General features: G+C 65.5%; 19 protein-coding genes. 12 read left to right on the forward strand and 7 right to left on the reverse strand.

Annotated features, from left to right (window positions below):
- Positions 1-30: 30 nt before the first annotated feature.
- The gene (locus tag K0S66_RS03345) at positions 31-438 is read right to left on the reverse strand and encodes a PRC-barrel domain containing protein (RefSeq protein WP_301073694.1); all 408 of its coding nucleotides are present in this window, start codon (positions 436-438) and stop codon (positions 31-33) included.
- A 236-nt stretch (positions 439-674) separates the two neighbouring features.
- Between K0S66_RS03345 and K0S66_RS03350 the strand changes: the two genes are divergently transcribed.
- The 3 genes from K0S66_RS03350 to K0S66_RS03360 all read left to right on the forward strand — a co-directional run bounded on the left by K0S66_RS03350 (position 675) and on the right by K0S66_RS03360 (position 2744).
- Positions 675-1715, forward strand: a complete 1041-nt coding sequence (locus tag K0S66_RS03350) for a serine hydrolase domain-containing protein (protein ID WP_301073695.1) — start codon at positions 675-677, stop codon at positions 1713-1715.
- Between the two features lie 311 nt (positions 1716-2026).
- Complete coding sequence (gene rnk, locus K0S66_RS03355; protein WP_301073696.1) at positions 2027-2443, forward strand: nucleoside diphosphate kinase regulator; 417 nt, start codon at positions 2027-2029, stop codon at positions 2441-2443.
- Positions 2444-2447: 4 nt separating this feature from the next.
- Positions 2448-2744, forward strand: coding sequence for a hypothetical protein (locus K0S66_RS03360; RefSeq protein ID WP_301073697.1), 297 nt, complete (start codon positions 2448-2450; stop codon positions 2742-2744).
- 2 nt (positions 2745-2746) lie between these two features.
- Here K0S66_RS03360 and K0S66_RS03365 read toward each other — a convergent pair whose 3' ends face one another.
- Genes K0S66_RS03365 through K0S66_RS03375 form a run of 3 tightly spaced genes read right to left on the reverse strand, consistent with a single transcriptional unit; the run spans position 2747 to position 6424 of the window.
- Entirely contained in the window at positions 2747-4564 is a 1818-nt protein-coding gene (locus K0S66_RS03365; protein WP_301073698.1) for an NAD(P)/FAD-dependent oxidoreductase, read from the reverse strand.
- Positions 4565-4614: 50 nt separating this feature from the next.
- On the reverse strand, positions 4615-5556 hold the full coding sequence (locus K0S66_RS03370) for an SDR family NAD(P)-dependent oxidoreductase (RefSeq protein WP_301073699.1): 942 nt from the start codon (positions 5554-5556) through the stop codon (positions 4615-4617).
- Between the two features lie 37 nt (positions 5557-5593).
- The gene (locus K0S66_RS03375) at positions 5594-6424 is read right to left on the reverse strand and encodes a phytanoyl-CoA dioxygenase family protein (protein ID WP_301073700.1); all 831 of its coding nucleotides are present in this window, start codon (positions 6422-6424) and stop codon (positions 5594-5596) included.
- 150 nt (positions 6425-6574) lie between these two features.
- Between K0S66_RS03375 and K0S66_RS16740 the strand changes: the two genes are divergently transcribed.
- Both K0S66_RS16740 and treF read left to right on the forward strand, forming a co-directional pair.
- A complete protein-coding gene (locus tag K0S66_RS16740) occupies positions 6575-6949 on the forward strand; it encodes a hypothetical protein (RefSeq protein ID WP_366520768.1) in 375 nt (124 codons plus the stop codon).
- 3 nt (positions 6950-6952) lie between these two features.
- Positions 6953-8182: an alpha,alpha-trehalase TreF gene (gene treF, locus K0S66_RS03380; RefSeq protein WP_366520769.1), complete on the forward strand. Its 1230-nt coding sequence runs from the start codon at positions 6953-6955 to the stop codon at positions 8180-8182.
- A gap of 65 nt (positions 8183-8247) precedes the next feature.
- Here the strand turns inward: treF and K0S66_RS03385 are convergent, their stop codons facing one another.
- Entirely contained in the window at positions 8248-8748 is a 501-nt protein-coding gene (locus K0S66_RS03385; RefSeq protein ID WP_301073806.1) for a MarR family transcriptional regulator, read from the reverse strand.
- 224 nt (positions 8749-8972) lie between these two features.
- Between K0S66_RS03385 and K0S66_RS03390 the strand changes: the two genes are divergently transcribed.
- From K0S66_RS03390 to K0S66_RS03420, 7 genes are all read left to right on the forward strand, one after another.
- Positions 8973-9584, forward strand: coding sequence for a hypothetical protein (locus K0S66_RS03390; RefSeq protein ID WP_301073701.1), 612 nt, complete (start codon positions 8973-8975; stop codon positions 9582-9584).
- Between the two features lie 28 nt (positions 9585-9612).
- Positions 9613-10470 carry a cytochrome b/b6 domain-containing protein gene (locus K0S66_RS03395; RefSeq protein WP_301073702.1) on the forward strand — a complete coding sequence of 286 codons (858 nt, stop codon included), beginning with the start codon at positions 9613-9615 and terminating at the stop codon, positions 10468-10470.
- Positions 10467-11243: a molybdopterin-binding protein gene (locus K0S66_RS03400; protein WP_301073703.1), complete on the forward strand. Its 777-nt coding sequence runs from the start codon at positions 10467-10469 to the stop codon at positions 11241-11243. The genes K0S66_RS03395 and K0S66_RS03400 overlap by 4 nt, the downstream gene beginning before the upstream one ends.
- Before the next feature lie 84 nt (positions 11244-11327).
- Positions 11328-12755, forward strand: coding sequence for a L,D-transpeptidase family protein (locus tag K0S66_RS03405; protein ID WP_301073704.1), 1428 nt, complete (start codon positions 11328-11330; stop codon positions 12753-12755).
- Between the two features lie 116 nt (positions 12756-12871).
- Positions 12872-13105, forward strand: a complete 234-nt coding sequence (locus tag K0S66_RS03410) for a helix-turn-helix domain-containing protein (protein WP_301073705.1) — start codon at positions 12872-12874, stop codon at positions 13103-13105.
- 548 nt (positions 13106-13653) lie between these two features.
- The gene (locus K0S66_RS03415) at positions 13654-16581 is read left to right on the forward strand and encodes a TonB-dependent receptor (protein ID WP_301073706.1); all 2928 of its coding nucleotides are present in this window, start codon (positions 13654-13656) and stop codon (positions 16579-16581) included.
- A gap of 128 nt (positions 16582-16709) precedes the next feature.
- Entirely contained in the window at positions 16710-19901 is a 3192-nt protein-coding gene (locus tag K0S66_RS03420; RefSeq protein WP_301073707.1) for a hypothetical protein, read from the forward strand.
- A 54-nt stretch (positions 19902-19955) separates the two neighbouring features.
- Here the strand turns inward: K0S66_RS03420 and K0S66_RS03425 are convergent, their stop codons facing one another.
- Together K0S66_RS03425 and K0S66_RS03430 are read right to left on the reverse strand one after the other, a co-directional pair.
- Positions 19956-22490 (reverse strand): TonB-dependent receptor, encoded by a 2535-nt coding sequence (locus K0S66_RS03425; protein WP_301073708.1) that lies wholly within the window; start codon positions 22488-22490, stop codon positions 19956-19958.
- Between the two features lie 251 nt (positions 22491-22741).
- Entirely contained in the window at positions 22742-24709 is a 1968-nt protein-coding gene (locus tag K0S66_RS03430; RefSeq protein WP_301073709.1) for a TonB-dependent receptor, read from the reverse strand.
- Positions 24710-24735: the final 26 nt, after the last annotated feature.

Below are 24735 nucleotides of genomic sequence, written 5' to 3' on the forward strand. Positions count from 1 at the left end.
GAGCCGCTGATCCGGGTCAGCGGCGCATCATCACCGTACGGGCAACGGAACGTCCGGCAGGGCAGCGAGCTGTTCGCGCGTCATGGTGGTCGACAGGTCGCGATCATCACCGCGCTGCACCACCTTCAATCCGGTGAGCGGGATCTGGACGAAGCGATCGGGATTGGTGTCCTCCACCTCGACGATCAGCCCTTCAACAGCGCCCGACGCGCTGCGCACCAGGCTCTTCACCTCGCCAATCTCGACATTGCCGGGACCGATGAGATCGGCGTCGAGCAGCTGCGCCTCGCTGAGACCCAGCGCGACCGGCGCGGGGCCAGCGGTGGCGGCGTTCGCCTCGGCGCTTTCCTCCATGCGTTCGGCCGCAGCCTCGCGGCCGTTACTGCCGCAGCCGGCCACCAGTGCGGCGGAGGCGAGTGCGAGAACCATGGTCTTCATGCGTGATCTCCATCGTCTGATAGCATCGGAATAACAGGGCCGGGACCTGTCTGTTCCCCCGCCTGCCCTGGCCGACTTGCCCGCACACCGCTGGATGCGTACGACTACATCTGTAGTCATAGTGGGAGTGGAAGGTGTTTCGTAGCGTCTGTTTGTTGGCCGCGCTGGCGGCTCCGATTGCCGCGTCCCCCGTGCCCCCCGTGCCCCCCGCTCCTCCTCCGCAGTCACATGCGGCGATGCCGCCGTCGCTTCAGGCGATCGGCGATCGGATCGATGCGGAATGCGCCGCCGGCCGCTTTTCCGGCGTGGTGATCGTGCGCATCGCCGGCCAGGACGTGCTCCAGCGCGCCTGCGGGATGGCCGACATCATCAATGACGTGGCGGTTACGCGCGACACGCGCTTCAAAATCTATTCGGACAGCAAGTTCATCACTGCGCTGACCATCCTGGTGCTGGTCGAGGATGGGACGCTGTCGCTCGACCGGCCGATCACATCCTATCTGGCCGATGCGCCATCGGAATGGGCCGGGGTGACGCTGCGGATGCTGCTGAACCATACGTCGGGGATCGACGACCTGACGCTGCGCCTGCTGTATTTCTATCGCAGCGATCACCCGACGGCGATGCGCGACCTGCTCGGCGCGACGACGCCCGCCGAGCGCGCGTTGAAAAGCGCGCCGGGGACGACGCGACGCTACAACAATTTCGGGTTCGAACTGCTCGCCGAGGCGGCGGCGCGGGCGACGGGCACACCCTTTGCCGAGCTGGCCCAGCGCAAGGTATTCGGTCCGGCGGGGATGCGAAGCGCCAGCATCGAGGCGCCATCGATCGAGGCGGGGCATCTGGTTCCGGTGAGCGAGCCGGGCCTCGCCAAGGGTTATAATGGCGAGCGCGGTGCGCTCAGCGAAGCGGTGAACTGGGCATTCGTGCAGCTGGGCGCGGGCGCGGTTCGCGCGAGCGCGGCGGACTTCATCGCGCTCGATGCGGCGCTCGCTGCGGGCAAGGTCATCGGCCGGGCGATGCAGGACGAGATGATCCGCGCCCCGATCGCGCCGGGGGACGGCAAGGGCGGCGCGGCATTCGGGCTGGGCGTTGCGGTACAGAAGCCTCTGGGCGTGCTGATGGCCGGGCACACCGGCGGCACCAACGGCTATATCACCGATTTCCAGCGGTTTCCCGATCCGGACGCGATGATGATCGTCCTGTCCAACCGGGGCACGACGCGGACGGCGTGGATGTACGACGAGGTGGCAGCAGCGCTGGCGGCGGCGCGCTGACACGAGCGCAGCGCGCCCTGGCGAGCGGCCAATTCGCCCCTGCGGCCGGGGGCGGCCGGCGCTGCCCGATCCGGGGCCAGCCGTCAGCAAGGTTGACTTGGCCGCCCCCGATCATCAAGTTTGGGAGATGTACGCTTCCGCGACATTCAGGCGCTTTCGCCACCACGCCGGGCAACTCGCCGCGCGCCCGTAGCCCGGGCTCCGGACGGCCATGCGCCGCCTGAGTTCGGGCCTTTGTCGATCAGACCTGTGGGCAGACCGGGCAATTCCGGATTCCTGCCATCGATAAAGCGGAAGAAAGCTGAACTGTCATGGACCATCACCCCTCGCTCGCGGTGGCATCGCCACCGATCTACCTTGTCGCCGCCGAATGCGACACGCTGGCCGAACTGGCGCTGAGCGCGGAGCGTCGCCACCCGCATTCTGCCGCGATGCTGCTCGCCGAGCTGGACCGTGCCGAAGTGTGCGAAGCCGCCGATCTGCCCGACCAGACCGTCGTGATGAATTCGCGCATCGAATTCGTCGATGAACGAAGCGGCGAAACCCGCATGGTGGAGCTGGTCTATCCCGGCGACGCCGACATCGCGCAGGGCCGCGTATCGATCCTGACCCCGATCGGGGCCGGGCTGATCGGGATGCGCGCCGGCCATTCGATCAGCTGGCCCGACCGCGACGGGCGCGAACGCCTGCTGCGCATCGTCAGCGTCACGCCGATCAGCGGAACGTAAGCGGGTGATCGAGGAACTCGCCCGCCACCGCTGCACCGACGCCGCCGGCCTGCCGCTATTCGTGGTGGAGCAGCGCGCGGTATTCACCTCGCACGATGCGAACGGGCAGCACCATCGCTATGGCGCTGCCCGCATGGCGATGCTGAATGGCGAGCCGGTCCGCTATATCGACGAGCGCACGTTCAGCGTCGTCGCGAGCGGCGAAATCATCACCCATGATCCGATCCGCTGCGGATGCACCCCCGCCCCGCGGATCGTGGCGCGTGACGGCGCCGAGACGCCGTCACCGTTGCACGGCTGAGCTCAGGCGCGCAGCGCCAGCCCCTGCAGCTCGCCATTGTTGCGCCATTCGGCGAGCAACGCGTTGAAAGCGTTGATGCCGGGCGCATAGGTCTGCCCCGCCTGGCCGCCCTCCAGATCACCTTCATTGTTGTAATAGCCGGGCGTGCAGCTTTCGAGATAGGCGCGGTTCACCACCGACAGCTTCTTGATCGTGCTGACCCAGGCGTCCTGCGCCTCTGGCGTCGGCTCCACCTCGGTCACACCCCGCTTCTTCGCCTCGGCGATGATATAGGCGATGTGCTGCGCCTGATCGTCGAACATCGCGGTCATGTTCACCGACAGGCCGTTCTGCGACACGCCGATGTAGAACCAGTTCGGGAAGCCGTTGGTCGCGAAGCCGTGGAGCGTCTTGTAGCCGTTGGCCCAATGATCGTGCAGCAGCACGCCGTCGCGCCCCTTGATGTCGAAACCGACGCGGCGCTTGAACGAGGTCGTGATCTCGAACCCTGAGGCGTAGATGATGCAGTCGACCGCATATTCGCGGCCATTGGCGACCAGGCCTTTGGGCGTGATCCGTTCCACCCCCTTGCTTTCGCTGACGTCGACCAATGTCACATTGGGGCGATTGAAGGTCGGCAGGAATTCGTCGTTGAAGGTCGGCCGCTTGCAGAACTGACGATACCAGGGCTTCAGCTTCTCGGCGGTTTCCGGATCCTTGACCACCTCGTCCACGCGCTGGCGGATGCGGTTCATTTTCTGGAAGTCGGCCACCTCCGCATGCTGGATCGCGGCCTGCGGCCCCATCGTCTTGGCATTGCGGATGACGAAGGACTGAACCTCGCGGAAGATCGAGGTCCAGTTATCGTTGACCAGATCATGTTCGAACGGCCGGCCTTCGATGATGTCGGCAAAATTATGCCGCCGCGCGCGCTGCCAGCCGGGTTCGAGCGAGCTGGCCCATTCGGGATCGGTCGGCTTGTTGCCGCGCGTGTCGACCGATGATGGCGTGCGCTGGAACACGTAGAGCTGCTTGGCATGGCGGCCGAGCGCGGGGATGCACTGGATCGCGGTGGCGCCGGTGCCGATGATGGCGACCGTCTTGTCCTCCAGCTTCGTCAGGTTTCCGGTCGTGTCGCCGCCGGTATAGCCATAGTCCCAGCGGCTGGTGTGGAAGCTGTGCCCTTCGAAGCTTTTGATGCCGGGGATACCGGGCAGCTTGGCGCGGCTGGCGGTGCCCAGCGCCGAAACGACGAAGCGCGCGCGCATTTCATCGCCGTGGTTGGTGCGGATGATCCAGGTCTTGTCCTGATCATCCCAGGCGAGTTCCGACACCCGCGTCTGGAACAGGGTGATCGGGTAGAGATCGTAATGCTTCCCGATCCGCTGGCAGTGTTCGTAGATCTCGGTGACGTAGGAGTATTTCTCCTTCGGCAGATAATTGAGTTCCTCGAGCAGCGGCAGGTAGCAATAGCTTTCGATGTCGCATTGCGCGCCGGGGTAGCGGTTCCAATACCAGGTGCCGCCGAAGTCGCCGCCCGCCTCGATGATGCGCAGATCGGTGACGCCCTTTTCCTTGAGCCGTGCCGCTGCCAGTATCCCGCTGAAGCCGCCGCCGATCACCGCGACCTCGACGAAATCGTTCAGCGGTTCGCGGGTAAAGCCGGGCTCCACATAGGGATCTTCCTCGGCATAGCGGGCATAATCGCCCGACAGCTCCTTATACTGACGATCGGCGTCGGTGCGCAGGCGCTTGTCACGCTCCGCCTTGTAGCGCGCGCGCAGCGCCTCGATGTCGAAATCGGTTTCGAGCGTCGCCTCCCGGCCCTCGCTGTTGCTCATCGTGCCTCTCCAGTTTCTTCTATCGTTTGGGTCTGCTGGTCGCCGCGCCGCTATTCGGCGGCGTAGGCGAGGAAATCGGGTTCATAGGCGCTCTCGGGATGAGCGCGGACGCGGCGGTCGAGCCGGGTCACATCCTCGCCGACGAGGATTCGCCAGCGATCCGCCTTCACACCATCGAGGATGATGGTGGCCGCCTGCGCCGCGCTGGTCGGTGCCAGTTCCTCGAACCTTTTGGTGAGTTCGGCCTGCGCCGCCTCCAGCGCGGCATCGTCCATCGCCTCGGCATCCGGGACACCGACCGCCTTCAGATGCTGGCGCAGCTTGCGCCGGCTCGCGTCGGTGAGGACATCGCCCGAAAGGACGCGGCGTGAATTGCGGCCGATCGGGGTGCCGACGCCGCCGGGCATCACGATCGACGCCTTGATGTGCGGGGCATAGTTGCGCAGGTCCGTCACCAGCGCCTCGGTGAAGCCCTTCACCGCGAACTTCGCTGCGCTGTAGGCGGTGTGCGACACGCCCGGCATCAGCGCCGCCCAGAAGCCGTTGGCGCTGGAGGTGTTGACGATATGCCCCTCGCTCGCGCGCTCGAGCAGCGGAAAGAAGGCGCGGCAGGAATAATAGACGCCGAACCAGCAGATCTGGAACACGCGATCCCATTCGGCGCGATCATCGAGCACGAAGCTGCCGCCGCCGCCGATGCCGGCATTGTTGAAGAGGAGGTGGATGTGATCGCTCTGGTGATCGCGCGCGACCTCCTCGGCGAAGCGCTTCACCTGATCCTCGTCGCCCACGTCGGCGATGTGGCTGGTGATGCGCACGCCCTGCGGCACGCCGTCCGCCTCGCAAAGCGCCACCGTCTCGGCCATCGTCTCGGCAAACAGGTCGCACATCGCGACGCTGGCGCCCTCCGCGACGAGCTGGCGCACCAGTTCGCGGCCCATGCCCGTGCCCCCGCCGGTGACCACCGCCAGCTTCCCTCCGAAATCCTTCATCGCGATGTTCTCCTGGTCTTGTTGGCGCGGCGCCGGGTCACGCGGCGGTCGCTGCCGTCTTGGGATGGAGGTGCAGGAAACCGGGCGCGCGCATCGTGTCGCCCGGCTTCAGCTTGGTCGCCATGTCGGGGAAGTTGGGCAGCGATTTCGCCGCCTTCGGATCATAGTGCGTGCGCTCACCGAAGAAGCGCAGCGTCAGCGTGCGGCGGCGCTGGCCCGGGCGCGTCGGTGCACCGCCGTGCATGGTGCGGAAGTGGAAGAAGATGACGTCGCCGGGCTCGACCGCCCAGGAGATCATTTCGTGCTTTTCGCGCTCCGCCTCGAAATCGGGCAAGCGCGGCAGCGGCAGGCGATCGTCGATCGGGCGGGTGTCGTCGTTCGGATCGAAGGCGGAGGTGTTGTACATCGGGCCAAGATGCGAGCCGGGAATGAACTCCAGGCTGTCCTCGCGGCTCAGCGGATCGAAGGTGATCCAGGCGACGGCATTATCCTCGCCATCCATCGGGATGTACGAGCCGTCCTGATGCCAGGGCGTGCGCCGCGTGTCGCCGCCCTCCTTCAGGAACACCTGTTCGTAGATGAACCAGACGAGATCGCGGCCCCACAGATGCGCGCACGCCTCCGGAATGGGCGAGCGTTCGAGCATCTCGCGATAGCCGTCGAGCACCTTGGGATGAAACGAGTCGGCATAGAAGAGCGGCGCGCCATCGCGCTTCAGCGAGGGGGCGTTGGCGGGCGTCGGATTGGCGAGGCTCCATTCCCACGCCTTCAGCGTGGCGGCGAGCTGATCGGGATCGAGCAGACCGGGAATGTGCACCACCCCGTCCCGCTTGTACGCGGCACGTTTTTCCGCCCAGTCGATGACCATGGCATCCTCTCGCTTTTAATGAAGAACCTATAACGTGTTTCACTTATGTCAAATGCAAAGGGGTGGGGGTGCGACCGGCCGGCGCGCTGCTGCGTTACATGACGGAGCCGTCGCCGGTGGCGCTGACGGGCAACCTGCAGGGAGTGACGCATGAGGCTTTGGCGGACGAAGGCTGGACCATCACTGATCATTGGCGCCCTCGTCGCTCACCCCCTCTCGCCAGCCCTCGCCCAGCCGGCTCGCGCCGCCCCTGCATCGTCGGCGCGGGTCGTCGCCCCCGCCTCCCCCGCCGCGCTGTATGGCGAGCTGTTCCGGGCGGTGCAGACGATGCGGATCTTCCCGGACGGCAAGACCTTCGTCGATGCGACGGCGCGGCGCGATCCTGCGGCGATCATGGCGGATTATCGCCGCCAGGCACCGCGCGATGCCGCCGCGCTGCGTGCCTTCGTTCTCGCCAACTTCACCGTACCGGGGGTTAATGACCGGCAAGCGGACGATCTTCGCCAGCATATCCGCAGCCTGTAGCCGATGCTGGTGCGCCCGGCCGATGCGCCGGTCGCCCGTTCCTCCGCGCTGCCGATGCCGCAGCCCTATGTGGTACCCGGCGGCCGCTATCGCGAAATGTACTATTGGGACAGCTATTTCACGATGCTGGGCCTTGCCGTCGACGATCAGCAGCCGCTGGTCGAATCCATGCTGGCCGATTTCACCGATACGATCGAACGCTACGGCCACATCCCGAACGGGATGCGCAGTTATTACCTGGGCCGTTCGCAGCCGCCGTTCTTTGCGCTGATGCTGGACTTGTCCACCGACAACGACCCGGCGCTGGCCGCGCGCCGGCTCGCCGCGCTGAAGCGGGAACATGCCTATTGGATGCGCGGGGCCGGCTGCCTGGACGCAAGCGGCGCCTGCGCGCGCGTCGTGCGGATGCCCGACGGCACGCTGCTGAACCGCTATTGGGACGATCGCCCGTTGCCGCGCGACGAGTCCTTTGCCGAGGATGTGGCGACGGCGCGGGAGGATCCGTCGCGCACGCCCGACGTGATCTACCGTCATTTGCGCGCCGGGGCGGAAAGCGGGTGGGATTACAGCAGCCGCTGGCTCGCCGATCCGCAGCGCCTGTCATCGATCCGCACCACCGATATCGTTCCGGTCGACCTGAACAGCCTGATGCTGATCATGGAGGAAGCCATTGCGCGGCGCGCGGGCGCGGCGGGGGATCGGGCAACGCAGGCGGCCTTCACCACCCTAGCGCAGCAGCGACGAGCCGCGCTGAACCGTTATTTCTGGGTCGCCGACGAAGGCCGCTACGCCGATTGGGATCGAACAACCCGACGGCCGACCCGGCACGTCACCGCCGCCATGCTGTACCCGCTGTTCGCCGGCGCCGCATCGCCGGCGCAGGCGCGCGCCGTCGCCGCCACGGTTCGCCGTACGCTGCTGGCCCCGGGCGGCCTGCGCACGACGCCGCTGCGCACCGGCCAGCAATGGGATGCGCCCAATGGGTGGGCGCCGCTGCAATGGGTCGCCATCGCCGGGCTGGAGAAGAACGGCCAGCAGGCGCTGGCGAAGGAAATCGCGCGGCGCTGGCTGGGCACGGTGACGGCGGCGTACACCGAGACCGGCAAGATGCTGGAGAAATATGATGTGGAGGAGCGCAAGCCGGGCGGCGGCGGCGAATATCCGACCCAGGATGGCTTCGGCTGGACCAATGGCGTGACCAGCGCGCTGCTGGAACGCTACAAAGACCTGTAAGGAAAATGGGCCGGGAGCCGCCGGTTAGGCGGATCGATCAGGCTGCATCGATCAGCCTGGATCGATCACGCTGGGCCGCTGCGGCCCGACAATTCCGGCCGCGCGGCGAGATTTTCGACCAGCTTGCGCGCGATCCGGCGCAGCGTTTCACCCTCCTCCGGCGTCAGCGCGGGATTGGTTACCATCTTCTCCGGCACATGCCGCGCGACCTTGCGCAGCGCATCGCCCTGCGGCGTCAGGGTGATCAGCACGCGGCGTTCATCCTCCACGTCGCGGCGCCGCGCGATGAGGCCGTTCGCCTCCATCCGCTTGAGCAGCGGCGTCAACGTTCCGCTGTCGAGATACAGGCGGCGGCCGATCTGACTGACGCTCTGACGATCGTTTTCCCACAGGACGAGCATCACGAGATACTGCGGATAAGTGAGCCCCAGTTCGTCGAGCGCCGGGCGATACAGGCGCGTCAGCAGATTGGACGCGGCATAGAGCGGGAAGCACAATTGCCATTCAAGCTTCAGCGCCTCTGCGCCCAAATCAACCAGTTGCGGCGTTTCGCCGTCGGATTTCATGTCCTGATCCATCTGAGTCTCGCCCGTCACCCTTGAAGCCGGTTGCACAAGTACCGGCTGCGCAGCGCGTTACGGCCTTTCCGACGCGTCGTGGTAGCACGCGGAACGTACCCCTGCTTATTATATTGTACGCAATTTAGCTGTACGCTACCATCGCTGAGTCGGCGGCTGATCGTCGGCGCGTGGTGGCGCCATGATGCGTCACCCAATGGGGAGAGGTTCGGATGCGATATTCGACCATGGGCGCCGCCGTCGCGGTGCTGATTACCGCCATGCCGGTGATGGCGGCTGATCCGCCGGCAGCACCACAATTGCAGTTCCTTCGCGGCACCGTGACCGGCGTCACGCCCGGTGCGCTGCGCATCAAGACCACCGCCGGCAAGACCGAGACGGTGAAGCTGGCGCCCGACTGGAACGTTCAGGTTACGAAGCCGGTGACGGTTGAGGAAATCAAGAGCGGCAGCTTCATCGGGACGGCGGAAATGCCGCAGGCCGATGGCACTGGCCGCTCGCTGGAAGTCCATGTGTTTCCGCCTGGCGTGAAGGTGGGCGAAGGCCATTATGGCTGGGGCCTGAAAAAGGGCTCGATGATGACCAACGGCACCGTCGGCAAGGTTGTCGCCAGTCCGCAGGGTCGATCCTTCACCGTCAGCTATCCGACCGGCAACCGCCGTATCGTCGTGCCGCCCAAGACGCCGATCGTCCAGATCGGTCCGGGGCCGCGAACGCTGGTGAAGGTCGGCGCGCGGGTGTTCATCCCGGCGGCGATGACGCCGGGCGGGCTGGCGACCAATTCGGTCGCGGTCGGCGCCAACGGTTCCGCGCCGCCGATGTGATCGGCGCATCAGCCGGGAGGGAACAGGGATGAAGGCGGACAGGCCGATCAGTCGGGGCCGGACCCTGATTTATCGTCACGGGCCGATCGTGCGGCTGACGCACTGGATCAACGCGGCATGCATGCTGGTGCTGTTGTTGAGCGGCCTGCAGATCCTGTGTGCCCACCCGGCATTCTATTGGGGCGATACGTCGCACTTCGCCAATCCGGCGGCGGCGATCGTCACCACGACCAACGACAATGGCGAGACGCAGGGCGCGCTCAGGATATTCGGCCGGACGTTCGACACAACCGGTTTCCTGGGCGCGTCCCGTACTGCCGATGGACAGATGATGCCGCGCGCCCTGCCCGCCTGGGCGACGCTGCCAGCGGAGCTCGATCTTGGCGCCGGGCGACGCTGGCACTTCTTCTTCGCCTGGCTCTTCTTCCTGAACGGGATGCTGTATGTCGTGCAGGGGCTGGCGAGCGGACGGGTTCGCCGCACGCTGATTCCCAGCCGCGCGGATTGGGCGCATCTGGGCCGCGCAATTGTCGACCACGCACGATTGCGGCTGCCGCATGGCGACGAGGCGCGCCGCTACAACGTGCTGCAGAAACTGTCCTATCTGCCCGTCGTCTTCATGCTGTTGCCGTTGATGATCCTGACCGGACTGGCCATGTCGCCGGCGGTCAATGCGCTCTTCCCGTTCCTGACCGTGATGCTGGGCGGGCGCCAGACCGCGCGCTTCCTGCACTTTCTGGCGGCCGGCGGCCTGGTGCTGTTCGTGGTGGTGCATGTCGCGATGGTCGTCCTGGCCGGGCCGCTGAACGAGCTGCGGTCGATGGTCACCGGATGGTTCGTGATCCGTACGACGCCGGTGCCGGTTGCCGAAGAGACAGCGGCATGAGCGATCCCGCGATCAGCCGCCGGGCGTGGCTGCGAGGCGGATGCGCATCGCTGGCCGGGCTGGCGACCACCGGCTGCGACCGGCTGACCCAGTCGCAGGCGGTCAACCGCTTACTCTCGAGCGCGGAAGGGCTGAACCAGGGGCTGTATGATCTGGCGGGCGATCGCACGCTGGCGCGCGAATATCCTGCCAGCGCCATCTCGCGCGATTTCCGCGCCAATGGCAGCACGCAGCCCGACAGCGAGGAATATCAGGCGCTGGCCGCGAACGGCTTTGCCGATTGGCGGCTGGAGATCGGCGGGCTGGTCGAACGGCCGCTGTCGCTGACGCTGGCTGACCTGCGCGCCGCACCATCGCGCCACCAGATCACGCGCCACGATTGCGTCGAGGGATGGTCGTGCATCGCAGGGTGGCGCGGCGCGCGATTAGGCCCGCTGCTGGACCAGGCGAAGCTGAAGCCAAAGGCGCGCTACCTCGCCTTCTATTGCGCCGACACGCTGGAACTGACGCTGGACGGCACGGGTGATTATTACGAAACGATCTCGCTGCTCGACGCCTATCACCCGCAGACCATCCTTGCCTATGAGATGAACGATGCGCCGCTGCCGGTGGCGCACGGCGCGCCCGTCCGGCTCCGCGTAGAGCGGCAGCTGGGTTACAAGATGGCGAAGTACGTGATGCGGATCGAGGCGATCGACCGCTTCGATCACCTGGGGCTGGGCAAGGGCGGCTATTGGGAAGACCGCGGCTACCAATGGTATGCCGGGATCTGATTTAGGTTAGACGATCATCATCCGGCACGCAGCGGAGCGTGCGGCGCGCTGGCGCGTTTCCTTCGTGGTTCAGAGGAGTAGCTGGTGCAGAAACATTGGGTGATGGCAGCGTCGATGGCGGCGCTGATGGCGGGGTGCAGCGTTCAGGATCAATCCGCGCAAAATGGCGCCACCGGCACCGAGGCACAGCAGGACGCCAGCTGGACCAGCAAGACAAAGGATCAATTGCGCAAGGCGATCGATGCGCGCGGTGCCCATGGGCTCGACCAATTGCCCTTCGCGATCGAGGGTGACGATGACGCGGCGCTGACCCAGTCGGCGCTGAAATATGCCAAGGCGCTCGCCAGTGGCGCGACCGATCCGTCCAAACTGTACGATGTCTACACCGTGCCACGGCCCAAGGCCGATCTGGAGCAGGGGCTGCGCGGCGCGCTGGCGGCGGGTGATGTCGGCAAGTGGCTCGACAGCCTGGCGCCGCAGGACGCGAACTACCGCCGCCTGTCACAAGCCTATGTGGATCTGCGGCGCCAGGGCAGCGCGGCAAGCGCGGCGGTTCCGGAAACGGGCAAGCTCATCAAGCCGGGCGCGACCGATCCGCGCATTCCGGCGATCGCCCGCCAGTTGGTGGTGCTCGACTATCTCGATCAGGGTGCAGCTGGCGGCAACGCCTACTCCCCCGCGATGGTCGCGGCGGTGAAGGCGATGCAGGCCGATTACGGGATGGAGCCCGATGGCGTCGTCGGCGACGATGCGTTGTCGATCCTGAACATGTCGGACGCCGATCGCGCGCGTGCGATTGCGGTGAACATGGAGCGGTTGCGCTGGCTGGAGCGGACGCCGCCGCCGACGCGCATCGACGTCAACGTCGCTGCGGCGCGGCTTAGCTACTGGCGCGACGGCAAGCTGGTCGACAGCCGCAAGGTGGTGGTCGGCGAGCCGGACACGGAGACGCCGCAGCTCGGCTCCCCGATGTTCCGGCTGGTCGCCAACCCGACCTGGACGGTGCCGCGGTCGATCCAGGAAAAGGAGATCGCCAAGAAGGGCGCGGGCTATCTGAAGGCCAACAACATGACGTGGAAGGACGGCTGGATCGTGCAGCAGCCGGGTCCGAAGAACTCGCTCGGGCTGGTGAAGTTCGACATGCAGAACGATCACGCCATCTATCTGCACGACACGCCGGCCAAGCCGATGTTCGGGATGGTCCAGCGGCAGCGCAGCCACGGCTGCGTCCGGGTGGACGATGCGCTGGGCTTTGCCGAGATGCTGGCGCGCGACGGCGGCGTGCTGGACGAATGGAACAAGGCGCGCGCGACGGGCAAGGAAACCTTCGTCAAGCTGCCGGCGCAGATCCCGGTGCGGATGCTGTACCAGACGGTGCTGTTCGACGAAGCGGGCGCGCCGGTGATCCGCAACGATCCCTATGGCTGGAACGACCGCGTGGCAGAGGCGCTGCGGCTGCAGGGCCATTCCTCGCTGCGGGTCCGCCGCGGCGGGGCGGATGTCGGCCCGTAACGCCACCGGCCGCTGCGGCTTGGTGCTGATGCGCCAGCCGGCCTGATCTGTCCGCCCGCCCGCCTCCGCGCCGGCGGGCGGACAGACCGGAAAACAGACACGTAAAGCAGCGCGTTGTGACCAAGATCACATCAGCGCATGGCGAGCTGGCCGCGCGCGCGTCCACCACGCGCCAGACGGTATCGCGAGAGATATCGGTGCTGCGCCGCGATGGCGTTCTGTCCCTGGGGAAAGCGATCCTGATCCTCGACCCCCACGCCATGCTGCGACGGATCGGCCACGCGCTGAACCTTGAGCATGTCGCTGGCGTGTGGGAAAGCATTGGCATTGCAGGGATTGCTGTCGATTGAACGCTGTGAGCGGCACTGCTCCCGCGTCTCGCCTTCGATGACTGATCGCACGATGATGGCTACAGAACAGCACCAGTTCTCGCGCCTGACCGGTCATCAGCAACATTTTGCAACATAGCTGGTCAGCAATGGAGTGGCGCAGCGTCAACCCATAGCGATCCCGCATGACCACCGAACAAACATGCATGGGCCGGTAATTAGACTCTGCTTGACCACGCAAGGGCCACTGATAGCCTCACTGAACTAGGAACAACGTCAACGGGCGTGCGAATGCGCCTGTTTTGCCGTAAAACATAATCGCCATCAAAAGGCGAACGTTCCATCCCACGCAGGGGAAACACATAACCATAGCCGAAGGGGGCCATATGCGTGTGTTTGTGCGTTCTATATTGTCGTCGGGACAAGTTCCCGGCGAGGGCATATCTGCATCATCAGGCATTTATTGCAGCGATCAACAAGCCCCGCTCCCGACCGCAATCGTGCGCGACTTTCGCCCCCTGAAGCGAGCGGCGCCTTTCTCTTCACCCGGCCGACAGATACGCCGCCTGATGTTAACCGCGCTGCTGCTGACGGGCGCGCACGGCGCCTATGCGCAGGATGCCCAGCCGGTTCCGGCCGCGCCCTCCCCCTCCCCCAATCTGACGCCCGAACTGGTCCCCGATGCGGCCGAGCAGCTGGGCGAAGCGGCCGCGGCTGAGGGTGATGGCGGCACCATCACCGTCACCGGCTCACGCATCGTGCGCAACGGCTATGACGCGCCGACGCCGGTGACGGTGATCGGCCTGGCCGACATTCAGGCCTCCGCCCCGGCCAACGTCGCCGATTTCGTCAACCAGATCCCCTCGGTGGCGGGCAGTGTCACGCCATCGAACACGCAGCGCGTGTTGAGCGGCGGCACCGGCGGCATCAACACGATCAACCTTCGCTCTCTGGGCACCACGCGCACATTGGTGCTGCTCGACGGGCATCGCTCCGTCGGCTCGATTGCGCAGGGCACAGTGGACGTGAACACCATCCCGCAGGGGCTGGTGAAGAGCGTGGAAGTCGTCACTGGCGGCGCATCGTCGGTGTACGGATCCGACGCGGTGGCGGGTGTCGTCAACTTCATCCTCGACCGCGAATACAAGGGGCTGAAGGGCGACGTCAGCTATGGCGAAACCACTTATGGCGACGACCAGAGCTGGCGCGCGACGCTGACCGGCGGGATCGAGTTCGCCGACGGCCGCGGCCGCGCGTTGCTGAGCGGCAACATCGTGCGGCGCGACGGCGTGCGCGGGGCCGGCCCGCGCGCGTGGCAGAACCGCGGCGTCCACCTGATCCAGAACCCGCGCTATGTCGCCGGTAATGGCCAGCCGGAATATATGGTCGCCGGCCAATCGGGACTGAACACCACCACCGGCGGCGGCATCATCACCTCCGGCCCGCTGCGCGGCACCTATTTCGGGCAGGGCGGCACGGTGAACCGCTATGATTATGGTCCCAACCGGCTGAACAGCCTGCCCTGGACGATCGGCGGCGACTGGCAGATCAGCCAGCATTATTACGGCACCTCGATCCAGCCGGGCGAGGATCTGAGCAGCGTGTTCGGCCGGTTCAGTTTCGACGTGCTCGACAACTTCCAGGTGTTCACCGAGCTGTCGTACAACCGCAGCAAGCAGGACAGCTGGGGCGGCTATCACACCGACAAGGCCAATGTGTCGATTCGCGGCGACAATGCCTTCATCCCTGCCGCCGTCCGGTCGCAGTTGAACGGCGCGGGCTTCACGCTGGGTACCTGGAACCAGGATATTCCGACCCGCGAAAGCCATTATGACCGCAACGTCCAGCGGTACCTGGCCGGGTTCGAGGGATCGTTCGATCTCCTCGCGCTCGAATGGAAATGGGACGGTTACTACCAGCGCGGCATCACCAATGCGAAGGAAGCGCTGATCTCCGCCAACCGCGTGAAGCTGGGCTTTGCGCAGGATGCGGTGCGCGATGCGACCGGCGCGATCGTGTGCCGTGTGACACGCGACGGCAGCGCCGATCCGCTCGCCGCTGGTTGCGTCCCGTTCAACCGCATGGGCATCGGCGTCAATTCGCAAGCGGCGGTCGATTACATCATGGGCGCCCCCTACGCCGATCGCCGCATCCAGCAGGATGTCGCCTCGCTCAACTTCAGCACCAACGTCACCAATCCGTGGCTGAAGCCGATCGGCCTCGCGTTCGGCGTGGAAAGCCGCAAGGAACAGATCGATGGCTATGTGCCGTCGGAATATGCCGCCGGCTGGTATTCGGGCAATTTCACGCCGACGATCGGATCGTACTCGGTGACTGAGGCGTATCTGGAATCGCTCGTCTCGCTGCCGCTCAACATCGAATTCAACGGTGCCGCGCGCTACACCAGCTATAGCGAATCCGGTGATGTCGTGACGTGGAAGGCGGGGCTGAGCTGGGAGCCGATCAGCGACCTTCGACTGCGCGTCTCGCGCTCCCGCGATATCCGCGCACCCAATCTGTCGGAGCTGTTCCAGGGCGGGGCGCGCAACACCAATTCGATCGGCGATCCGTGGCAGAACAATCTGTCGATCCGCTACACCCAGACGGTGACCGGCAACCTCGCGCTGGAACCCGAAAAGGCCGACACCTGGGGCTTTGGCGCGGTGTTCCGCCCGTCGTTCATTCCGGGACTTGGCCTGTCCGTCGATTACTACGACATCAAGATCAACGGCGCGATCGGGACCCTGGGGTCGCAGGAGATCGTCGACCGCTGCTTCACCGGCAACATCGAATTGTGCCGCCGGCTGCAGGCAGTGATCGGCAACCAGGTCATTCCGTTCGGCAGCAACGGCTTCACCAACACCGCAGGACCGGGGCCCGCGGTTAGCGAATATCTGATCGCCAACAGCCCCTATAACTTCCTGTCCAACCGCGCGCGCGGCATCGATTTCGAGCTGAGCTATCAGTTCGATCTCGCCGACGTGTCCGCCAAGCTGCCCGGCACGGTCAGCTTCCGCGGGATCGCCACGCACTATCTGGAGGCGTCGGAATCGAACGGCGTCAATGCGCCGACCGACACCGTCGGGCAGACGGCCGGGGGCGGTCCACCGAACTGGACGTACCGGGCGACGCTTGGCTACGCGCTGGACAATTTCTCGATGCAGGTGATCGGGCGCGGGATCAGCGCGGGCGTGTACAACAACGACTGGGTCGAATGCGCGATCAACTGCCCGGCCAGCAACACGATCAACCGGACGATCCTGAACAACCGCGTGGACGGCGCCTTCTACGTCGACACCTATCTTGCGTATGAGCTGCCGATCGGGGGGGCGAAGAGCCAGCTGTATTTCCGTGTCGCGAACTTGTTCAATCGTGATCCGGCGCCGGTCGGCAAGGGGCCGTCCGACACGTCCAACGTCGATCTGGGCATCAACCAGACGTTCTTCGACTATCTCGGCCGCACGTTCCGGCTGGGCATCCGGTTCGACCTGAAATGAGCCGTTGAACGCCGATCCCCGGCCGGCGACGCAAGGTTGCCGGCCGGGGACGGCAGCGGCGCGGCATCATGTTTGGACAGGATCGCCGCACACCGTCATGACCGTTTCTGAATATCGGGGGTAACAACATGAAATATACTTTGGCGCTGCTCGCTGCGGGCACCATGCTGGGCGGCATCGCCGGTGTCGCCAGCGCGCAAACGAGCGCTCAGGCCAAGGCGGCGCCCGGCGCCGAGACCAGCGCGCAGCCGTATGACGCGAAGCAATGGTCGGGCCTGCGCTATCGGCATGTCGGGCCGTGGCGCGGTGGCCGTGTCACCACGGTCACGGGCGTGCCCTCGCAGCCGCGCACTTTCTACATGGGCACGGTTGGCGGCGGCGTGTGGAAGACCACCGACGCGGGGCACAAATGGGTCAACACGACCGATGGCCAGTTCAAGGTCGGACCGGTCGGTGCGGTGGCAGTGGCGGACAGCAACCCCGACATCATCTATGCCGGCACCGGATCGTCGAAGATCCGCAGCAACGTGTCGATCGGCAAGGGCATCTACAAGTCGGTCGACGGGGCGAAGACCTGGAGCTTCATGGGGCTGCCCGACGTCGGCCAGATCGCGACGATCCGCATCAATCCCACCAACCCCGAAGAAGTGTTCGTCGCGGCCAGCGGCAATCCGTTCAAATACAGCAAGGATCGCGGTGTCTATCGGACGCGGGACGGCGGCCGGACGTGGAAGAAGGTGTTCTTCCTCAACGAACGATTGGGCGCCGCCGATGTCGAATATCACCCGAGCAACCCGGCCGTGCTGTACGCGACGATGTGGCACGGGCTGCGCCAGCCGTGGTCGATCATCTCGGGCGGCAAGGAAGGCGGCATCTACAAGTCGGTCGACGGCGGTGACAGCTGGACGAAGCTGGGCGGCGGTCTGCCCACCGGGCTGTTCGGTCGCGCCAATGTCGGCGTCAGCGCCGCGGCGCCCGACACGCTCTACGCGCTGATCGAGGCGAAGCCGGGCCAGGGCCTGTACCGGTCGAACGATGCCGGCGCGACATGGACGCTGGTCAACGGCGACGGGAAGCTCGTCACCCGACCGTTCTACTACACCACGCTGGGCGTCGACCCGAGCAATGCCGAGCGCGTGTTCGTCGGCAACGAGGGCTGGTTTGAATCGCTCGACGGCGGCAAGACCTTCGCTACCCGGCCGACCCCGCACGGCGACAATCATGACGTATGGATTAACCCGGCCGATCCCAAGGTAATGGTGCAGGCCAATGACGGCGGCGCCAACGTGTCGCTCGATGGCGGCGCGACGTGGAGCGTGCAGAGCAACCAGCCGACCGCCGAGCTCTACCAGGTCGCGGTCGACAACCAGTTTCCCTATCGCCTCTATGGCGCGCAGCAGGACAATACGACCGTTATCGTCCCCTCGATCGCGCTGGGCGACGGGCAGGATTACCGCGTCGGGCCAGGTTGCGAGACGGGACCGATCATGCCCAAGCCTGACGATCCCAATATCGTCTGGGGTGCCTGCAAGGGCCAGTTCAGCCGCATGGACATGCGCACAAACTTCAACGAGGAACGCTTCTGGATCGGCAGTGAATCGCTGTACGGCAACGATCCCGATCGCCTGCGCTACCGGTTCCAGCGGACCGCGCCGATGGAAGTATCGCCGGTGGAGCCGAACACCGTTTATTACGGCTCGCAATATGTTCACCGCTCACGCGACGGTGGACTGACGTGGGAGACGATCAGCCCCGACCTGACCTGGCGCCCGGCCGACAAGCAGTTCGCGTCCGGCAGCCCGATCACGATCGATGCGACCGGCGAGGAAGTCTATTCGACGCTCTACGCGATCCGCGAGAGCAAGGTGCGGCCGGGCGTGATCTGGGCCGGATCGAACGACGGCCTGATCCATGTCACGCAGGATGGCGGCAAATCGTGGCAGAATGTCACGCCCAAGGGGCTGCCGCAGGGTGGCCGCGTCCAGAATATCGAGCCGGGCGTTCGCGAGCCGGGTACCGCCTATGCCGCGATCTACCGCTATCTGATGGGGGATTTCGCGCCCTACATTTATGCGACGCGCGATTATGGGAAAACGTGGACGCGGCTGACCGACGGGCGCAACGGCATCGGCGCGGACGAGCCGACCCGCGTCGTACGCGAGGATCCGGAACGGCCCGGGCTTCTGTACGCGGGGACCGAATACGGGCTGTATGTGTCGTTCGATCATGGTGCGCGCTGGCAAAGCTTTCAGCTGAACCTGCCCGCCACGCCGATCACCGATCTGCGGCTGGCGCATGGCGATCTGGTGCTGTCGACGCAGGGCCGCGGCTTCTACGTGCTCGATAACCTCAGCGTGCTGCGGCAGTTGCCGATCGACGGATCGTTGCGGCAGACGCGGCTCTACAAGCCGGCGCGCGCGGTGCGCATCAACGCATCGGGCGACAAGGGATCTGACCCGAACGTTGGCCCGGAGCACATCCTGCCGGGCGCGCAGATCGACTATTACATCGCGCCGGGGGCCGCCGCCGTGCCAGTCGCGCTGACCATCCACGACGCAAATGGCAAGGTCCTCCGCCGCTTCACCAGCGACACCGGCGAAGCGGCCACGCCGGGCGGCGGCGGCGGGGATGACGATGGACTGGGCACCTATCGCCCGACCTATCCGACGCGCCTTGCCGCAACCCCGGGGATGCACCGCTTCATCTGGGATCTGCGCACCGCCGGCACGCCCGATGGCGCACCCGCGAGCGGCGGTCGACGCGCACCGACCGGGCCAATGGTGCCGCCGGGCAGTTACACCGTGGAGATGACCGCCGGCGGTGTTACCACGCGCCAGCCGTTGGAGATCGTGGAGGATCCGCGCATCCTCGCCAGCGGAATCACCAACGCCGATCTGGTCGCGCAATACGACCATAATCAGCGCGCCCTGAAACTGGTACATGACACGAACCTGGCGGTGTCACGCGTCACCCAGGCGCAGGCCGCGCTGGCGCAGCAGCCCGACGCACGTCGCGAACGCGCGCTGGGCAGCATCGCGCAGCGGCTGATCACGCCCAGGATCCGCTACAGCCAGCCGGGGCTGCAGACGCATGTCGTGTACCTCTACAATCAGTTGAACGGGAGCGACCAGAAGGTGCCGCCCGATGCCGCCACGCGCTACACTGAATTGCGCGGCGCGATCGATGCCATCACGGCGGAGATCGATGCGGTGCTGGGGCCCGTCACCAAGACGGAACTGGCCGCCTATCGCAGCGGCGGAGACGGCGCGATCCTCAACATCGCCGATACGACCGAGGACGAAACCGAAAGCGACAATTGAGGGATGCTGCCGGCGCCTCGTGGCGCCGGCAGCCGATCCGTCAAGCGTTGCCCGTCAGAAGCGGGTACGCAGGCTGAGGCCGATCACGCGCGGCGGGCTGGAGGTGACGTAGACGCTGGGATAGGTCACGCCGTTGCTGACCACAGGAGCCAGCACCGAACTGGTCGCGCTGGTCGTCTTGTTCACCGCGCCGATCACATCGAACACGTTATTGGCAAAGACATACAGGCCCCAGCGGTCGCCCTTTTGCACGCCGAAGCGCAGGCCGACACTGGCGAAGCCGGGCAATTCCATCCCCGCCGCGGTGATGTTCGCCGCGGTGCGATCATATACCGTCCAAGACGAGCTGCGGTAGCTGATGTTGCCGTGGTAGAAGATCTCCATGTCGTTGCCGATCGGCTGGGTGTAATCGGCCGACCCTTGCGCGGTCCATTCGGGGGAATAAGGCACCGTGTTGCCCTTGCGCCCGATCCCCGCCAGCACCGCGCACCCGAGATATGGCGGCGAGCCGGTGCACAGGTTGATCCCCGCAGGCAGCGAGATGTTGTCCTGCAACTTGGCCGAGGTGTAGCTGCCCGATGCGCGCAGCGCGAGGCCGTCGATCGGATAATAAGCGGTTTCCAGTTCCACGCCGCGGATGCGCGTGCCGCTGGGCGTATTGGTGATGAAGCCGAACGCCCCCTGATATGACGCCGAGATCTGGACGTTGCTCCAGTCCATCTGGAACGCGTCGACGTTGAGCGTCACCTTGCGATTGAACAGCGAGGTCTTGAGGCCGACCTCGTAATTCCACAGCTGATCGGAATCATAGGTGGTGGCGTAGCTCGGCAGGCCCAGCGTCTGGTTGACGCCGCCCGGACGATAGCCCTGCGCGGCAAGCGCGTAGAGCATGACGTCGCGATTGAACTTGTAGCTGGCGTTGAACTTCAGCAGCGTGCCGTTCTCCTTGCCCGACAGTTCCGAGAACGGCAGCCGGACATTGCCGGCGACATAATTGGGGATGATGACCTCGGCCCCGGTGCTCTTTTCATATTCGAACCAGCGCGCGCCGGCGGTCAGCTCCAGCTTGTCGTTCACCTCCCACGTTGCCTCGCCGAAGAAGGCGATCTGCTTCAGCGTGTCGGCGATCGTGCGGTCGAGTTGGGTGCGCGAGCCGAAGCCATAAGGCGTGGCCGAATAGCCGGTGGGATAATATTGCTGCCCGGTCACTGGATCGACGGTGTTGAGCAGGCTGCGCGTGAAATTGTCGCGATTGCTGTGGAAGAACCCAACCGTCCACTTGATCGCATGCTGCGCGTCGGCCAGCCGGATTTCCTGCGTCGACGTCTTGGTCGATTGCGGCTGGTAGGCGGTCAGGCTGCCCCAACTGGTGACGAAGCGCTGATATTCCTCCGGCGAGCAACCGTTCGCGCCGCCGATCAGCCCGCGATTGCAGTCGTTCGCGAAATTGGCGTAGCCGGGCACCCGGTTCGCCGCGATGTTGCCGGTGAAATAGCGGCTGAAGAACGGCGCATAATCGAAATTCACCGCCAGATCGCGCTTCGAATAGGAGGCGATCGCAGTCAGCGTCGCAAAGCTGAAATCCCAGTTGAGCGTGCCGCTGTACAATTCGAACTTGTCCGATTGCGGTGTCTGCGTGCGCAGATCCTGATCGAAGCGGCGGCCGAACAGCTGCGCGCGGGTGAGGTTCCAGTTCGGGTTGAAGCCGTCGCGATCCTGGTAGACCGCCATGCCGTCGATGGTCAGATTCTCCATCGGACGGAAGCGCACCAGCAGGCGGCCGCCATAGCTGCGGTTCTTGTTGTAATCCTTCAGGCCGAGCACGCTGTTGTCGAGGAAGCCCGCGGTGCGATCCCAATAGCCGACGGCGCGGACCGCCAGCACGTCTTCGACGATCGGCACGTTGATGACGCCATCGACATTGGCGCCCGCGCCGCTGCCATGGCTGACGGTGGACACCTGCGCATTCACCGCGCCCTCGAAATCGTCGAGATCGGGCTTGTTGAAGATCAGGCGGATCGTGCCGCCCATTGAACTTGCGCCATACAGCGTCCCCTGCGGGCCGCGCAGCACCTCGGCCCGTTCGACGTCGAACAGGCGGATGCCCGGCTGCGTGCCGCCGGCGTCGTTGCTGACGCCGCTGGTGCCGGTGATCGGCGTTTCATCGTAATAGAGGCCGACGAGCGGCTCGCCCGGCGCGTAGAGATTGCGGATGATAACGCGGCTGCCGCCGTTCGCATTTTCGTTGATGATCAGGTTCGGCGTGGTGCGGGTGAGCTCCTGCGAATCCGTGATGCCCTGCGCGACGAGCGATTCCGACGTGACCGCGGAGATGGCGAGCGGCGTTTCCTGAAGGCTGGTCGCCCGCTTCAACGCGGTGACGACGATGTCGCCGGGGTTGCTGTCCTGCGCGGGCGCGGCAGGCGCCGTGCCGCCGCTAATTTCCGAAGGAGACTGGCTGACAGGAAGTTCTGCGTCGGCCGCAACCGGATCCGTCGCCTGCTGCGCCAGTGCCGACGTGGAGGCCGCCAGCAGGGAAACGCCAAGCAGCAGCCATCGTCCGCGGAAACACCGCGTTGAACCCTTCATCGTCATTAAGCCCCCTCGAACCCTGGTTGGTGTTGTTTAACTCTGTGAACCCATTGCATCCGGAAGGGTCGGCCGAACTCTCGGGGATATTTCACGCGAGAGCGACGCAGCACTTCCTTTAAAGGACATAAAAGTGCCCTGCGGCCACAAACGCAATCCCAAATATTGCCGCACAAACCATTTTTTAGAGCATTAGTGTCCTACGTTACCAATGAAGCATAGAACGAATTGCCTAAGTTCTTGGTTGTGCGTCATACGCCCATGATCGTCAGCCCGATGCGCAACGTTCGGCCCGGTGCGGGCAGGCCGATCTGCGGAACGATTTGGGCATCGAACAGATTGTCCCCGCGCGCGAATACGTCTGCCGCGACGCCAGCGAGGGTAATCCGCTGGCTCATCCTGACGTTGACGGACGCGGCGCGCGGCAGCGCCACCAGCACGCCATCGGCATCAGCCGAATAGGCGCGGCCGGTGTAGAGCACCTCCGCCAGTGCGCCGAAGCCCGAGGTACCGGCATAATCACCGTAAGCGCGGGCGATCACGTCGGGCTTTTCCGCGAGCCGATCGGTCTGATCTCCGGTCGTGCCCTTACGCCGCGATCGCGCGAACGTGCCATTGCCACCCAGCGTCCACTCGGACGCGGGATGCCAATATGCTGTCGCCTCGACGCCGATCACCTGCGAGCCGACCAGATTGATCCGCTGGCGCAGGCGGCCGACATTGCGCTGGTCGATCGTCCCGTCGAGATCCTGGATGAACCCGGCCACCGACACGCCGGCCGCTTCGGTGCGCCACTCGGCGCCCAAGTCGGCGCTGACGATCCGCTCGGGCTGAAGATCGGGGTTGAGGAGGAAGCGGTTGAGCGCCTGCCCGAACAATTCGCGCATGGTGGCCGGCCGGATCTTGCGACCGATCGCTGCGCGCACCCGCCACGCCTCCGCCGGCGCCCAGGACAGGCCGACCCGGCCGGTCCACCCCTTCGCATCCGGCGTGTCCGGCTTGTCGCCGGTTTCGAGATAATAGACACGGTCGTAGCCGAACCCGATCTCGCCGGTGATCGCATCGGTCAGCGCCGACGTCGCATCCAGGCCAAAGCTCCAGTTGCGCTGGCGATACTGGAGAAAGGCGGGCAGCACGGCGGGCGGCTGGCCGCGGGTGAAGGTGGTGTCGCGCTGGTCATGCTGCGAATCCAGCACGTTGGCGGACGCGATGATCCGCGTGCGGCCCAGTTGCTGCGTCAGCAGCACGCGCGCGCCGATCGTGTCGTCGCGATTGGCTTCCTGCGAATTGCGCGCGGTGTAGGTCGCGTCGGTATAGCTGTCGATCGTCTGGCGGAACCGCTGGTACCAGCCCACCATATCGAGCGCAGTCGTCGGCCCCAGCGCGAGCCCGGCGTTAGCCGATATCAACGAGTGCTGAAGGGTCGGGTAGCGCCAGAAACGAGCACCATCAGGCCGGTCGCTCTCGGGCGCGATGCCCTTGTTCGCGTCGACGTAAAAGGCGGTGACCGACAGCAGATGGTCGCCGATCGCCGTGCCGACGCGGCCGAACACGCTGGCGATCTCACGATCGGTGTTGGTGCGCAGGGCGCCCCGCTGCGAATAAGGGAGGTCGGCGCCATCGGCGATCGTGTCGCCATCGCGCGTGGCATAGCCGCCGCCGAGCAACACGTCGGTATTGCCGCTGGTGAACGGCGCGACCGCCTCCACCTCGCGCAGGCCGCCGCTGCCGATCATGCCGCGGGCATAGCCCTGGGCGGGGCGGGGCGGCGTGAAACTGATCGCGCCAAGCGCACTGACGCCATAGAGCGGCGCCAGCGGAGCGGCCGCGACCTGCGCCCGCCCGGCCAGCGCCGCAGGAAACAGGCTGAGGTCGAGCCGGTTGTCCCACGGCACGTTGATCGCCGCGCCATCATAGAACAGGGCGACTTGCCGTTCGGCCGCGCTGCGAACAAAGGCGACTGCCTCGCCGCGCGAATTCACCGGAACATAGACCGACGGCAGTCGGCGGAGTATTTCATCCGCCGCCGCCGCGTCGACCAGCGCGATCTCGCGCGCGTCCAGCACATGGCGCGTTTCGAGCGGCTGGGGCGCGCGCGATTGGGGGAGCGAGACGACGATGTCCCCGGTCGGATCGGGGCTCTCCTGCGCCATTGCCGGCCACGCCAGCAACAACCCGAGAAGCGAAACCGCCCCCCACCGCACGCTATTCGACATCATCTACGCCCCCACAACATCGTTGGCGG

This window comes from Sphingomonas sp. (assembly GCF_029239295.1).
GTDB lineage: Bacteria > Pseudomonadota > Alphaproteobacteria > Sphingomonadales > Sphingomonadaceae > Sphingomonas.

Excerpts from the sequence above, each read along its gene's own strand:
- K0S66_RS03345 (WP_301073694.1), bottom strand. The coding sequence starts at position 438 with ATGAAGACCATGGTTCTCGCACTCGCCTCCGCCGCACTGGTGGCCGGC.
- K0S66_RS03350 (WP_301073695.1), top strand. The coding sequence starts at position 675 with ATGCCGCCGTCGCTTCAGGCGATCGGCGATCGGATCGATGCGGAATGC.
- rnk (WP_301073696.1), top strand. The coding sequence starts at position 2,027 with ATGGACCATCACCCCTCGCTCGCGGTGGCATCGCCACCGATCTACCTT.
- K0S66_RS03365 (WP_301073698.1), bottom strand. The coding sequence starts at position 4,564 with ATGAGCAACAGCGAGGGCCGGGAGGCGACGCTCGAAACCGATTTCGAC.
- K0S66_RS03370 (WP_301073699.1), bottom strand. The coding sequence starts at position 5,556 with ATGAAGGATTTCGGAGGGAAGCTGGCGGTGGTCACCGGCGGGGGCACG.
- K0S66_RS03375 (WP_301073700.1), bottom strand. The coding sequence starts at position 6,424 with ATGGTCATCGACTGGGCGGAAAAACGTGCCGCGTACAAGCGGGACGGG.
- K0S66_RS16740 (WP_366520768.1), top strand. The coding sequence starts at position 6,575 with ATGAGGCTTTGGCGGACGAAGGCTGGACCATCACTGATCATTGGCGCC.
- treF (WP_366520769.1), top strand. The coding sequence starts at position 6,953 with ATGCTGGTGCGCCCGGCCGATGCGCCGGTCGCCCGTTCCTCCGCGCTG.
- K0S66_RS03385 (WP_301073806.1), bottom strand. The coding sequence starts at position 8,748 with ATGAAATCCGACGGCGAAACGCCGCAACTGGTTGATTTGGGCGCAGAG.
- K0S66_RS03390 (WP_301073701.1), top strand. The coding sequence starts at position 8,973 with ATGCGATATTCGACCATGGGCGCCGCCGTCGCGGTGCTGATTACCGCC.
- K0S66_RS03395 (WP_301073702.1), top strand. The coding sequence starts at position 9,613 with ATGAAGGCGGACAGGCCGATCAGTCGGGGCCGGACCCTGATTTATCGT.
- K0S66_RS03400 (WP_301073703.1), top strand. The coding sequence starts at position 10,467 with ATGAGCGATCCCGCGATCAGCCGCCGGGCGTGGCTGCGAGGCGGATGC.
- K0S66_RS03415 (WP_301073706.1), top strand. The coding sequence starts at position 13,654 with ATGTTAACCGCGCTGCTGCTGACGGGCGCGCACGGCGCCTATGCGCAG.
- K0S66_RS03420 (WP_301073707.1), top strand. The coding sequence starts at position 16,710 with ATGAAATATACTTTGGCGCTGCTCGCTGCGGGCACCATGCTGGGCGGC.
- K0S66_RS03425 (WP_301073708.1), bottom strand. The coding sequence starts at position 22,490 with ATGAAGGGTTCAACGCGGTGTTTCCGCGGACGATGGCTGCTGCTTGGC.
- K0S66_RS03430 (WP_301073709.1), bottom strand. The coding sequence starts at position 24,709 with ATGATGTCGAATAGCGTGCGGTGGGGGGCGGTTTCGCTTCTCGGGTTG.